Annotated in this window: 14 protein-coding genes and 1 tRNA gene; 10 read left to right on the plus strand and 5 right to left on the minus strand. The window is 70.7% G+C overall.

Features of this window, described 5'->3' with window-relative positions:
- Positions 1-24 precede the first annotated feature (24 nt).
- From ACIA77_RS15625 to ACIA77_RS15655, 7 genes are all read left to right on the plus strand, one after another.
- Positions 25-930 carry a UTP--glucose-1-phosphate uridylyltransferase gene (locus ACIA77_RS15625; protein ID WP_395886541.1) on the plus strand — a complete coding sequence of 302 codons (906 nt, stop codon included), beginning with the start codon at positions 25-27 and terminating at the stop codon, positions 928-930.
- Positions 927-2228 (plus strand): gephyrin-like molybdotransferase Glp, encoded by a 1302-nt coding sequence (gene glp / locus ACIA77_RS15630; RefSeq protein ID WP_395886542.1) that lies wholly within the window; start codon positions 927-929, stop codon positions 2226-2228. Before ACIA77_RS15625 ends, glp begins: the two co-directional genes overlap by 4 nt.
- The gene (locus ACIA77_RS15635; RefSeq protein ID WP_395886543.1) at positions 2228-2887 is read left to right on the plus strand and encodes a GNAT family N-acetyltransferase; all 660 of its coding nucleotides are present in this window, start codon (positions 2228-2230) and stop codon (positions 2885-2887) included. The genes glp and ACIA77_RS15635 overlap by 1 nt, the downstream gene beginning before the upstream one ends.
- 161 nt (positions 2888-3048) lie before the next feature.
- Complete coding sequence (gene glpR, locus ACIA77_RS15640) at positions 3049-3894, plus strand: gephyrin-like molybdotransferase receptor GlpR (RefSeq protein WP_395886544.1); 846 nt, start codon at positions 3049-3051, stop codon at positions 3892-3894.
- 71 nt (positions 3895-3965) lie between these two features.
- Positions 3966-4038 (plus strand) — tRNA-Ala (locus tag ACIA77_RS15645).
- An 806-nt stretch (positions 4039-4844) separates the two neighbouring features.
- Positions 4845-5201 (plus strand): peptidase inhibitor family I36 protein, encoded by a 357-nt coding sequence (locus ACIA77_RS15650; protein WP_395886545.1) that lies wholly within the window; start codon positions 4845-4847, stop codon positions 5199-5201.
- Between the two features lie 454 nt (positions 5202-5655).
- Positions 5656-6621: a LysR family transcriptional regulator gene (locus tag ACIA77_RS15655; protein WP_395886546.1), complete on the plus strand. Its 966-nt coding sequence runs from the start codon at positions 5656-5658 to the stop codon at positions 6619-6621.
- On the opposite strand, the gene ACIA77_RS15660 is transcribed toward ACIA77_RS15655, so the two are convergent.
- Both ACIA77_RS15660 and ACIA77_RS15665 read right to left on the minus strand, forming a co-directional pair.
- Positions 6576-7070 carry a VOC family protein gene (locus tag ACIA77_RS15660; RefSeq protein WP_395886548.1) on the minus strand — a complete coding sequence of 165 codons (495 nt, stop codon included), beginning with the start codon at positions 7068-7070 and terminating at the stop codon, positions 6576-6578. The two genes, ACIA77_RS15655 and ACIA77_RS15660, sit on opposite strands and share 46 nt — an antisense overlap.
- Before the next feature lie 18 nt (positions 7071-7088).
- Positions 7089-8051, minus strand: coding sequence for a LysR family transcriptional regulator (locus ACIA77_RS15665; protein WP_395886549.1), 963 nt, complete (start codon positions 8049-8051; stop codon positions 7089-7091).
- An 86-nt stretch (positions 8052-8137) separates the two neighbouring features.
- On the opposite strand from ACIA77_RS15665, the gene ACIA77_RS15670 reads away from it, so the two are divergent.
- From ACIA77_RS15670 to ACIA77_RS15680, 3 genes are read left to right on the plus strand one after another with little or no spacing between them, the layout of a single operon-like run.
- The gene (locus tag ACIA77_RS15670) at positions 8138-8734 is read left to right on the plus strand and encodes a hypothetical protein (protein WP_395886550.1); all 597 of its coding nucleotides are present in this window, start codon (positions 8138-8140) and stop codon (positions 8732-8734) included.
- Positions 8731-9102, plus strand: coding sequence for an SgcJ/EcaC family oxidoreductase (locus tag ACIA77_RS15675; protein ID WP_395886551.1), 372 nt, complete (start codon positions 8731-8733; stop codon positions 9100-9102). The genes ACIA77_RS15670 and ACIA77_RS15675 overlap by 4 nt, the downstream gene beginning before the upstream one ends.
- A complete protein-coding gene (locus tag ACIA77_RS15680) occupies positions 9099-9467 on the plus strand; it encodes a VOC family protein (protein WP_395886552.1) in 369 nt (122 codons plus the stop codon). The genes ACIA77_RS15675 and ACIA77_RS15680 overlap by 4 nt, the downstream gene beginning before the upstream one ends.
- On the opposite strand, the gene ACIA77_RS15685 is transcribed toward ACIA77_RS15680, so the two are convergent.
- The 3 genes from ACIA77_RS15685 to ACIA77_RS15695 form a co-directional block, all read right to left on the minus strand.
- Positions 9468-10604 carry an adenosylhomocysteinase gene (locus tag ACIA77_RS15685; RefSeq protein ID WP_395886553.1) on the minus strand — a complete coding sequence of 379 codons (1137 nt, stop codon included), beginning with the start codon at positions 10602-10604 and terminating at the stop codon, positions 9468-9470. It lies immediately after the preceding gene.
- A gap of 147 nt (positions 10605-10751) precedes the next feature.
- A complete protein-coding gene (locus tag ACIA77_RS15690) occupies positions 10752-11486 on the minus strand; it encodes a GNAT family N-acetyltransferase (RefSeq protein ID WP_395886554.1) in 735 nt (244 codons plus the stop codon).
- A gap of 21 nt (positions 11487-11507) precedes the next feature.
- Positions 11508-12236, minus strand: a complete 729-nt coding sequence (locus ACIA77_RS15695; RefSeq protein ID WP_395886555.1) for a DUF2786 domain-containing protein — start codon at positions 12234-12236, stop codon at positions 11508-11510.
- Positions 12237-12259: the final 23 nt, after the last annotated feature.

Genomic DNA, 12259 nt, shown 5'->3' on the forward strand with positions numbered 1-12259 from the left:
GCGACCAGGTTAGGCTTTGCGCCCATGACGGGCGCCTCAACCTCCCAGACGTTCAGAACAGCCATCGTGCCTGCCGCCGGGCTCGGGACCAGGTTCCTGCCGACCACGAAAGCGGTTCCGAAGGAGCTGCTGCCCGTGGTCGACACACCGGGCATCGAGCTCGTCGCGAGCGAAGCCGCGGCCGCCGGGGCGAAGCGCCTGGTGATCGTGACCTCACCCGGCAAGCAGTCCGTGGTCAAGTACTTCGAGGCACAGCCCGAGCTGGAGAAGACGCTCGAGGACAAGGGCAAGACCGAGCTGCTCGACAAGGTCCGCCGTGGGCCGGCGCTGCTCGACGTCGAGGTGGCCATCCAGGAGCAGGCGCTGGGCCTCGGCCACGCCGTCGCGCAGGCCGAACCGAACCTGACTCCCGACGACGAGGCCGTCGCCGTGCTGCTGCCCGACGACCTCGTGCTGCCCACCGGGGTGCTCGACCGCATGTCGGCCGTCCGCGCGCGCCACGGTGGCAGCGTGCTCTGCGCGTTCGACATCCCCAAGGAACAGATCTCCCCGTACGGCGTCTTCGACGTCTCCGACACCGACGACCCGGACGTCAAGCAGGTTCACGGCATGGTCGAGAAGCCGAAGCCGGAGGACGCGCCGTCGACGTACGCGGCGGCGGGCCGTTACCTGCTGGACCGGGCCATCTTCGACGCGCTGCGCAAGATCGAGCCGGGCTCCGGCGGCGAGCTCCAGCTCACCGACGCGGTCGCGCTGCTGATCGAGCAGGGCCACCCCGTGCACGTCGTCGTGCACCGGGGCGGACGGCACGACCTGGGGAATCCGGGTGGTTTCCTGCGTGCCGCCGTCGACTTCGCGCTCGAAACCCCCGAATACGGGCCATCGTTACGGACGTGGCTGACCGAACGGATCGGGACCGAACGCCCATGACGGACTCCCTCGACGCTGACCAGGACCCCGTGACCGCCGAAGCCCCCGAGGCCCCCGGACCCGCGGAGGCGGAGCTGCGCTCCGTCGACGCGCAGATCGCGCTGACGCTGGACGCCGCCGTCCGGCCGCGCCCCGTCCGCGTGGCGATCTCCGAGGCCCAGGGCCTGCTGTGCGCGGAGGAGGTGGTCGCCGAGCACGCCCTGCCCGGGTTCGACCAGGCCGCCGTCGACGGGTACGCGGTCCGCAGCGTCGACGTCCGTGCCGCGGGGCAGGAGCCGGTGCAGCTGCCGGTCGTGGGTGAGATCCAGGCCGGTTCGCGGCAGCCGCGGCGGCTGCAGCCGGGACAGGCGGTGCGCGTGGACACCGGCGCGCCGCTGCCCACGCTCGCCGACGCCGTGGTCCCCACCGCGTACACCGACGGGCACCAGGCCAAGGTCACGGTGCACAAGTCCGTGCCTTCGGCCGCGTACGTGCGCCGCGCCGGCGAAGACGTGCAGATCGGCGACGTCGCCGTGCGCAAGGGCGACACCATCGGCTCCGCGCAGGTGGGGCTGCTGGCCGCCGTCGGGCGGGCGAAGGTGCTGGTCTACCCGCGGCCGCGCGTGTCGATCGTGTCCGTGGGCGACGAGCTCGTGGACATCGACCGCACGCCCTCGACCGGGCAGGTCTACGACGTCAACTCGTACGCGCTGGCCGCGGCCGCGCGCGACGCGGGCGCCGAAGTGAGCCGCGTCGGCATCGTGCCGAGCGACCCGAAGCGGCTGCGCGAGATCGTCGAAGGCCGGCTGCTGATGTCGGAGATCGTGGTGGTCGCGGGCGGTGCGGGCGGCGCCACGGGTGACGAGGTGCACGCCGCGCTGTCCGACCTCGGGCGCATCGACATGACGCGCGTGGCCATGCACCCCGGTTCGGTGCAGGGCTTCGGCCGGCTCGGCCCGGACTCCGTGCCGACGTTCCTCATCCCCGGCAACCCGATGAGCGCGCTGGTCGTGTTCGAGGTGCTGGTCCGGCCGCTGATCCGCGCCGCGCGCGGCACGCGCAACCCGCACCGGCGGATCGTCGGCGCGCGGCTGCTGTCGCCGATCACGTCGACGAAGGGCCGGCGCGGCTACCTGCGCGGCCAGCTGCTGCGCGACGAGGCCAACGGCGAGTACCTCGTGCAGCCGCTCGGCACGTCGGGCGCGCACCTGCTGGCGTCGCTCGCCGAGGCGAACTGCCTGATCACCGTGGACGAGGACCTCACCGAGGTCGCGGCGGGCGAGCAGGTGAAGGTCACGTTCCTCGCGCAGCGGGCGTAGTGGCAGCGCTCACGTACCCGGTCGAAAGCCGCCACCCCGGCTGGCCCGCGAAGCTCGGCCCGCTGCGGGTGGCGGCCGGCGTGGTCGCCGTGCGGCCCGTGCGGCTGCGCGACGCGGGCGAGTGGAGCCGCATCCGCCTGCGCGACCGCGAGCACCTCGAGCAGTGGGAGCCGACGGGGATCGGGCCGTGGCCCGACCGCAACGCTTTCTGGTCGTGGCCGTCGCAGTGGGCCGCGCTTCGCGGGCTGGCTCGGCGCGGGCAGTGCCTGCCATTCACGATCACGGTCGATGGAAACTTCGCGGGGCAGATAACTGTCGGTAATGTGATCCGCGCCTCACTCAGGTCGGCGTGGGTCGGGTACTGGGTGTCGTCGGACATCGTGCGCGGCGGCGTCGCGACGGCGGCCGTCGCGCTCGTGACGGATCACGCCTTCGAATCCGCGGGCCTGCACCGGCTCGAAGCGACGGTGCGGCCCGAGAACAACGCCAGCATCCGCGTGCTCACCAAGGCCGGCTACCGGCAGGAGGGCTTGTTCGAGCGGTACCTCGACGTCGCCGGCGCCTGGCGCGACCACCTCTGCTTCGCCGTGACGAAAGAGGAGATCGGCGACGGCCTCGTGTCCCGGCTCCTGTCGATGGGCCGCGCCGACCTGGCCTGATGGTGACTGCCGGTCGAGGTCCGATCACGCGTTACCACATCCTGAGAGATTCACCTAATCCGGTGGCGGTTTTTCGTGATCGAAACCGGCGAGTCTGCGCCTCCTGTGTGACTGTTGTGGCTAGCGTGACTACAGCAGAGGATCGGGGGAGGTGACGGGACATGCCCAGCTCGCTGATCATCGTCGCGCTCGCCGCGGCATGGCTCGTCGTTCTCGTGCCCATGGTGGCGCGCAAGCGCCAGCAGGTCTCGCGGACGCCGTCGTCCGCACTCGCCGCGCGGGTGGTGCGCAGCGGGGGAGCTCGCAACGAAGGACAGGAGGAGTTCGCCGTGTCCGACAGCGCGAAACCTTCGGTGGAGGACGACCTCGCCGAACTCGAGGCGGAGCTCGACGCCGACCTCGACGAAGAAGAGCCCGAGGACGAACCCGAACCGCTGCCCCAGCCGAGCAGCGCCGAGCGCGACGAACCGGCGCGCCGTCGCTCCGGCTACCGCCCGGGCCGCGGTGGTTTCGATCCGGAGGCAGCGGAGATCGCCGCGCGGGCCAAGTACGCCCTCCGCCAGCGCGTCGTCGTCATCCTGCTCATCCTGGCCGTCGCGTCGGCCGCCTTCGCGGGCTTCGCGATGTCCGTGGTGTGGTGGGGCCACGCGGCGGTGGACGTCGTGTTCGTCGGCTACCTGGTGTACTTGCGCCGCCAGGTCCGCATCGAGAGCGAGATCCGCCAGCGCCGCATGGCGCGGTACTCGACGGCGTCCCCTTCGGCGGCCACGCGCGCGCCGCGCCGTCCGGCCGAACGGCCGGCCCCCGCCCCCGCTCCGGCCCGGGAGGACGACGACGTCGAGGTCGTCGAACCGCCGGCGCGCCGCGAGATCGTGGAACGCAAGCCGTCGCCCATGTCGCGCATCCGCCGCCAGGCGGTCGTCGTCGACCTCGACGACGAGGACCCCGCGTTCGAGGAGCTCGACGAACCCGGGACCAGCCCGTATCGGCGAGCTGTGGGGGAGTGACCCCCGGTGTTCGGTGCTCTGCAGGGGCTGATACGCTCTACGAGCACTGAACAAGGGGTTCACGCCTCTTAGGGGCTGTAGCGCAGTTGGTAGCGCGTCTCGTTCGCATCGAGAAGGTCAGGGGTTCGATTCCCCTCAGCTCCACAGCAGGTCAAGGGCCGTCCACAGTAGAGTGGATGGCCCTTTTCGTTGCCCTGGTAGCGGCAAAGTACAGCAGTGGCGCTACTCATCGAGCGCTGGTGTGGGGTCAGAGGCTGGCGGCGTAGGTTTCGATCTCGGAGTGGGCGTTGCTGAGCAGGCCGAGCAGTTCGCCGAGGTTGGCGGCCACGTGGGCGTGGGTGCTCATGGCGTTGGCGACGCGGGCTGGGTGCTGCCGGCGACGGCCTGCTGCAGCTGCGCGTGGATCTCGCTGACGGTCTGCTCGGCCTGGGCGAGCGCACCGAGCGTCTGCGCGGCCTGTTCGTTGGTGGTCTGCAGCGCGCCGCGGACCTCGTCGACGTTGGACGTGGGTGATCTCCTTCGCTGGTGGTGGGCACGGATGCCCGGGCCGGGTTAGATGGCTGGCTTGTAGACCGGCGAGGTGCTCGGCGTCGTCGGGGATGTCGGAGTGATCGAAGGGTCGAGCCTTCCACCCTGGAGACGTGGATCGAGCGAGTGGAATCGACGCCAGACGAGCGGGAAGAGGTCGAGTACCACGAGCGGTGCGTCCTGCCCTACAACCAGCGCGCGAAACGAACGAAGCAGGCCTGAGAGCAAGAAACGGCTGCTACCGGCCGACGTGAGCCGCTCAGGTGAACCTTGCGTGAATGTCGGCTTGTCCGCGATCGACCTGCCACGATCCGTGTACGCCCGTGACCTGGCGGGCCCAGTTGTGGGGAGGGACAGGAATGTCGAGACGAACGAAGGTCGCGGCGGTTGTTGGAGCAGCCGCCGCCTTGACCTTGAGCTTGGTGACCACAGCCAACGCAGCGCCCGCTTCGGTCGCTCGAAACGGGAAATGCGAAGTAGGCGAATTCTGCCTCTACCACCTGTACGACCTCGGGGGTTCGCTCTCGGACTTCAACACCACGATTGCGAACTACGGGACCACGCAGCCAACCTGCTACGAGTTCAAGGGGGACGGCATCGGGAAGGGCCAATGCGTGAAGAACAACGCACTGTCGGCGTGGAACAACAGCGATCACACCGTCAGGCTTTACTACAACAGCAACTTCGGCGGCACCTACCTGACCTTCCCTCCCGGCAGCGCGCTGGATGGAGGCCTGAGCCAGCTCGATTACAACAATGCATCGCACAAGTTCTTCTAACGCAAGCCCGGTCAACGACTGACGTCATGAACTGATCGATTCACCGTGCCTTGGGCGGACGCGGGTCTTTCGGTCCGCGTCTGCCCTCGCCCAGCCTGCATCTCCACACGGCATGGGCTGGTCGGGCGAACCGCGCCTGGATGTCACTGAGCGGTTTCCTGGCCGGTCGCATTCGGCTGATCTTTCAAAGACTCGGTGAGCAGCTCGACACCGCCGAATGCCGACCTCCAACAGAACGCGCATCAGCCTTGCCTCGTGGTCGCGGCCCGTGGTGGTGCAGCAGGGCCCGCCTGGACGAGGCGGCGACCGCGTGGGGCGGTCGGCTCACTCTCGGGAGTTCATCGGTGACGTGCCGGTCGTCGGGGAAGTGATCCTCGGGCACCCGGCAGCGTTGTGGCTGAAAGCGTGTGTGGCCGCCGCCGAGGGGTGGTGAAGCGGCTTAGAATCGCGATTCGTGGAGCTGGAGTTCGTGCGGACGTTCGTCGCGGTGGTGGACGGGGGGCGGTTCCAGGAGGCGGCGGCCGGGTTGGGTGTGTCGCAGCAGGCGGTGTCGAAGCGGGTCGTGGCGTTGGAGCGGGAGCTCGGCGTGCGGCTGTTCACGCGGACGGCGCGCGGGGCGGCCCTGACCGGCGACGGGGTGGCGTTCCTGCCGCACGCGCGGGAGCTGTTGGCCGCCGGGGAGCGCGCGGTGGCGGCGGTGCGGCCGGGCCGGCGGCCGTTGCGCGTGGACGTGCTGAACCGGCGCATCAAGGTCGCCGAGCTGGTGCGGCAGTTCCACCTCGACCACCCCGACGTGCAGCTCGACATCGTGACGCTGGGCGACGACACGGCGGCCTCCGTCGCGGCGATCGCGGAGGGCGGTGTCGACGCGACGTTCCGGGCGGTGCCCGCGGGTGAGCTGCCCGAGGGTGTCGTGAGCACGTGGGTGTACGACGAGCCGCACGAGCTGCTCGTCGGGCCGCGGCACGCGCTCGCGGAGCACGGCGCCGTGTCGCTGCGCGAACTGGCCGACCACCGCGTCTGGATGCCGGACATGTCACCCGACACCGAGTGGGGCGGGTACTACCGCGAGCTGGCCGCCCGGTTCGGGCTCACGATCGACGTCGACGGGCCGAACTTCGGCAACGAGGCCATGCTCGACGAGATCGCCGCGTCGGCCGAGCTCGCGACGTTCGTCGGCGAGGGTTCGCGCTACTTCTGGCCCGAGCACTACGATCTGCGCCGCATCCCGGTCGTCGATCCGGCGCCCCTGTACCCGCATTTCCTGGTGTGGCGCCGGAAACACCCGCACCCCGCGCTCGGGCAGCTGCGCGAGCACCTGGTGCCGGACCGCGGTTCGCGCCGGACGCGGGGCGTGTGGCTGCCCGACTGGGGTCAGACCGGGATCCGCGCGGACTCGCCGGGCGTGTCGGCGCCGTAGCGGGCGAGTTCGGCGTCGAGGTCGAGGGGACCGTTGTGGGCGCGGTCCGCGTCGGTGATCAGCGCCCGCGGGACGAGCCAGCAGATCTCCGACTCGATGCCGTCCGGGTCCTTCGCGTACAGCGCTTTGGTCGTGCCGTGGTCGGTGGAGCCGACGAGCGCGCCGGCCGCGGCCAGCGCCTCGCGGCACGTGCGCAGGTCCGCGAGCGTCGGGACCTCCCACGCCAGGTGGTACAGCCCGACCGCACTGGTGCCCGCGGGACTGTCGGCCGCGTCGCCGATCGCGAACAGGCCCAGGTCGTGGTCGTTGCGGGATTCGGGTGCCTGCAGGAAAACCGCGCGCTCCGTCGTGTGCACGGCGCGGAACCCCAGCACGTCGACGTAAAAGGCGCTGCTTCGCGCGGCGTCGCGCACCCACAGGACGGCGTGGTTCAGGCCGCGGATCGGCATCGGCGCTCCTTCCGGAGTTCAGGGCAGTGCGAACGCGGAACCGCCGTCGTGCCACCACTTGTGGTAGAACCGCGAACCCTCGACCAGTGCGAGGTACCCGCTCTCGATCTTGGCACACACCTCGTCCACGAGCGAAGCGATCGGGGAATCGGTGCGCCACGCGAGAACCAGCTCGCGGTGCAACGGCGTGCCGGTGAGTGACAGCGTCGCGATGCCGGTGCGGTCGGTGCCGATGGGGTAGAGCAGGCAGATCGCGCGGCCTTCGGCGGTGAGCGCGAACGCGACGTGCGCTTCGTTCGTCAGGTGCGTGATGCGCTGGTCGAAGCCCGCGGCCGCACACGTGCGGGCGAAGAACTCGTTCATCCCGCTGTCGTCCGGGTCGGGCATCACCCACTTCTCGTCCGCGAGCTCGGCCAGCTCGACCTCGCCGCGTTCGGCCAGCGCGTGGTGCTCGGAAACGCCGATGAACAACGGTTCCCGCAGCAGCAGCCGGTGTTCGACGCCGTCCGGCGGCAGTAGCGGGAACCCCGGGAAGCAGCGCATCACGGCGACGTCGAGCTCACCCGTGCGCAGCAACGCCGTCAGCGCAGCGGTTTCCCGGATCGTGCGGCTCGTGACGTCGCGCCGCGGCAGCATCGCGGTGAGGGTGTTGACGAGCAGGCTGAACTGCTGCGCCGGAATCCCGCCGACGCGCACCGGCGCGCCCGCTTCGTGTTGCGCGTTGAGCCGCGCGGTGCGTTGCAGCGCGTCGAAGCCGTGGAGCAATTTCTGGGCGTCGCGCACCAATTCCGTGCCGGTGTGCGTCGGCAGCACGCCTTCGACCGAACGGACGAACAGCGGTCCGCCGAGGAACTGCTCGATCCGCTTGAGCTGCGTGGTCACCGCCGGCTGCGTGAGGTGCAGCCGCGCCGCGGCTCTGCGCAGGCTGCCGGACTCGGCGATCGCGACCACGAGCTCGAGGTGCCGGATTTCCAGGCGCATGCCGGAAACATTATCGCCGGATGCAATAGCGCCGATCCCGTGATGATCATGGCCCGGCCGCATCCGCGCTGGTTACGGTGCCTCGCGTGACTTCCTTGGTCCCCGTTCCGCTCATCGGGAAGACGAATCTTCCCGTGCTGTTCTCCGACGAAGTGCTGCAGCGGTTCCTCGCGGCGGCCGCCGTTGAATACGCTTTCATCAAGCCCGACGAACCGAGACCCTGTTTCGCGGTGCTGCTCGGCACGTTCGCCGAAGACGCGGTGCTCGTTGCCGATCTGGCGTTCGGTCGCAACGCGCGGACCACGGATCCGAGCGCGCGCGAGGAGTTCGCCACGACGATCGTCCCGCGATTCGGCTCCGCGTATGAGAATTCGGTGCGCGCCTGGTGGCTCGACCCGGCGGATCTGCTGCGCATCACGCGGGACGCCGACGCCCGCGGCCTCGACGTGCTCGGGTCGGTGCACCTGCACCCCGACTGGCACCGGCTCGGGCCGGAGTGCGAACGCGGGCGTCCGCTGAGCGACCGCCCGACGCCGATGGACGCGTACGCGTTCCGCAGCAGCGGGTGGCCGCTCAACGTCGTCTGCTACCTCGAGCAGCGGCACGGCGGCTTCTACTACTCACTGGCCGCGTGGGACGGCGACTGCGAGTCCCTGCCACTGCGGGTGCTGGTGCGGACGTGACCGACGACTCGATCCGCGCGTTGTGGCGCACCATGACCGACGGCTGGGCCGACGGTGACGCGGCGCGGTTCGCGTCCGTCTTCGCCGAGGACGTCGACTTCGTGAACGTCCGCGGCGAAGCACTCGTCGGCCGCCGCGCCGTCGAAACGGGCCACGCGCAGCTGTTCGCGACCGCCTACCTCGGCACGACGCTGTCCGCCGAAGTCACGTTGATCCGCCGCCTGGCACCAGACCTGTCCTTGGTCCACGCGACGTCGGAAATCGCGCCCGCGGGCGTGAAGACGCACGCGCAGGCCGTCGTCCGCCACACCGGCGAGCCCACGATCGCCGCGTTCCACAACATGATCCCGAAGGGACCCACCGCATGACCCGCCCTCGCCTGCGCCACCTCGCTTTCGTCGTGCAGGACGCGAAACGCATGGCCGCGTTCTACTGCGAGCAGTTCGGCCTGGAGCTGTTCCACACCGACCCCGACGGCAGCCACTTCGTGACCGACGGCTACCTCAACCTGGCGCTGGTCCAGCAGCAGCTCGACGGTGACGTCGCCACCGGGTTCAACCACTTCGGCTTCCAGGTGGACGAGATCCCGCCGATCGCCGACCGGCTCGCCGAAGCGGGCGTGGCGCGCCCCGTGCTGCGGGGTGGGGACCGTCCGTTCGCCGAGTACCGCGCGATCGACCCGGAAGGCAACTGGTTCGACCTGTCGGAGCACGGTTTCCTGCCGCCGGAGTAACTACCGCAACGCGGCGACGAGGTCCGTTGCCATGCGGTGCTCGACGTCCGCGGGCACGGGTTGCACCCGCGCGGCCAGCCCGCCCGCGCCGACGGCGCCGAGACTGCGCGCCTGCAACGTGAGGCCAAGGTCCATGGCCTGGATCGAGTTCCCGTTGGCGGCGGTGAGGTTGAGCATCCGGCCCTGGTCGAGGAGCACGATCTCGCGGCCGTCGTTGAGCACGTAGCCCGTGCGGCGCGAGGGTTCGCCGTATTCGACGGTGTTCTTGGTCTGCGCGGCGAGTGCCGCCCGGTCGATCTCCCACGCGAAGTGGCCGACGCCGGCGAGCACGGCGCCATCGCGCAGCGCCGCGAGTTCGGCCGCGCCCAGCACGCCGGGGTGGCCGGTGGCGGTGAACACGAGCCGCGCGTTGGCCACGACCTCGGCGGCGGCACCGACGCGGTGGCCGTTGAGGATCGCCTCCAGCGCGCGCATCGGATCGACGTCGCACACGGACACTCGCGCGCCCAGCCGGCTCAGCGTGTCGGCGACGCCCTTGCCGCACGGCCCGTAGCCGAGCACGGCGGCGCGCAGGCCGGGGACCATGAGGTTGGTGGCGTTGAGGAATCCCTGCACCACGCTCTGACCGACGCCGAATTCGTTCTCCACCAGGAGTTTCAGCCGCGAGTCGTTGATCACGACGACGGGACGGCCGAGCTCACGCGGAGTCTCGCGCAGGCGGAGGCCGCCGGTGGTGGTCTCTTCGGTGCCGCCGAGGTAATTCACCGGCACGCCCCGGTTCAGGAGCTCGATCGTGAGGTCGCCGCCGTTGTCGAGCGTGAGGTCGGGCTCGACGTCGAGCACTCGGCGGACGTTCTCGGCGTGCTCGGCTTCGCCGTCGCTGCGGCGGGTGAAGACGGCGACGCCCAGCTCGGCGAGCGCGTCGGCGACGTCGTCCTGCGTCGTACCGGGCGACCCGGTCAGGCGGACGTCGACGCCGGCGCGCACGAGCAGCGTGACGAGTGCGGCCGTCTTCGGTTCGACGTGCAGGCACATCGCCAGCCGCTTCCCGGCGAGCACCGGGGTCAGTTCGGCGACCGCCTGCGCGGTGAGGGGCATGTGCTTGAGGGCCCAGGTCGTGGCGACGTTCTCGGGCAATGTGGTGTTCCTCTTCGGTTGTGGGTTCTGGGGCTGACGGGCGCGGGCCGTCGTCAGCCGTAGAAGTCACACCGGTAGGAGTGGTCGCCGAAGATCGGCGTCACGAGCTCCGGCCGGGAAGAACACACGCGCCCACGATAACCCGTGTCAGAGCGGGTGTTCCACCCACACGTTCGGTTCGACGTACACGCCCAAGTCCTGCGCCACCGACGCCAGCACGGGCGCGATCCCGCCGGGCACCGCCGTGCGGCCGTCGCCGAGCCGCACGCCCGTCCACCGCTCCCACTGATCGAGCGTGCTCGTGACCGTCATTGCGAACGGTGCGATCTTCACCGTCCGCGCGCCGAGCCGCTCGTGGTTGCGCAGCCACGGATCCGCCGGACGGCCGTGCTCGTCGCGGCGGGCCACGTAGTCCTCAATGGACTCGAACGCGTGGTTCACCTTGCCCGTCGGCCGCACGGGCACCACGAGCCGCGCCAGGCCGGCGTTTCGGGCGCGGTTCTTCAGCTCGGTCAACGCCAGCGCCGCCACGCCCCGTCCGCGCGCCCGCTCCGCGACGGTCACCTCCAGCGCGACCAGCGTGGTCGGTTCGCGGCCGTCCAGCACGTCCTGCGCCGCCCACAGCAGCGCGCCGTCCCAGCCGTGGTCCGGTAGCTCGGGCCGCTCGTCCGTCGGGAACGTCACGGGGACCGCCGCCGCGCGCGCCACCGGGACGTCGTTTTCCAGCAGTACCAGGAAGAACTCCGGCCACCGCGCCGCGAGCCGCGCGGACGCGGCCAGGTCGCCCACCACGTCGTGCCGCAGGAACTCGCCGCCGACCACGCCGAGCTCCAGCGCGGGCCGGCGCAGGTCCGGCCGCGTGGTGAGGTCCTCGATGCGCACCGTTGTCTCCTGAACTCGCCGTCACCGCACCGGCAGCGCCTGCCTCCGCCGCGTCAGCGCCGCCGGGTCCAGCGTCGCGCGCGTGCCCGCCTGGTGTCCTTCGCGGTACCCCGACCCCGACAGCCGCCGGGGGGTTGCCGCGCGCAGGTCGCCGTATTCGCGGTCGAACGCGGTCTGCACGAGGGCTGTGCGGTCGCGCACCACGAGTTCCGCCGAGTGCCGTCCGGAACCGGGGTGCTCGCGCACGGCGGTCGTCTCCGCGTGCACCAGCCGCTCGTGCACGGCGCGCGCGAAGCCGTGCAGCCACGTGCGCCGGTACGCGGCGAGCGATTCGCGGAACACCCGCCCGTCGGGCCGCACGCGCGTGAGCTGCGTGCTCGCCTGCAGCAGGAGGCTCGTGAACAGCAGCTCGACGCGCCCGAGGTCGGACTTGAACCCGAACACCGTGACCGACTCGACGCCCTGGCCGACGCGGTGCAGCAGCGTGCGGCAGCGCAACGGGTACGCGATGTTCGTGAGCAGGCTCGCCTTGTCGCGGCTGTACGGGTTGTCGATGGGGATCTTCAGCACCGTGAGGTCGTCGGTGCCGTACCCGGTGGCGGCCAGCATCGCGTTGTCGACGCCGTAGCGGGCGATCAGCTCGGCCGCCTTCGTGTTGTACAGCTCGGCTTCTTCCGCGGTCACCGCCGGGTCTTCGGCCTTGGCGAGCAGCTTGCGGATGCGCTCCAGCTGCGAGTCGTGGGCGGGCATGATCCCCCTTTCCTGCCGGGCCG

Origin of the sequence: Amycolatopsis sp. NPDC051903 (genome assembly GCF_044452505.1) — a bacterium.
In the GTDB taxonomy this organism is placed as follows: domain Bacteria; phylum Actinomycetota; class Actinomycetes; order Mycobacteriales; family Pseudonocardiaceae; genus Amycolatopsis.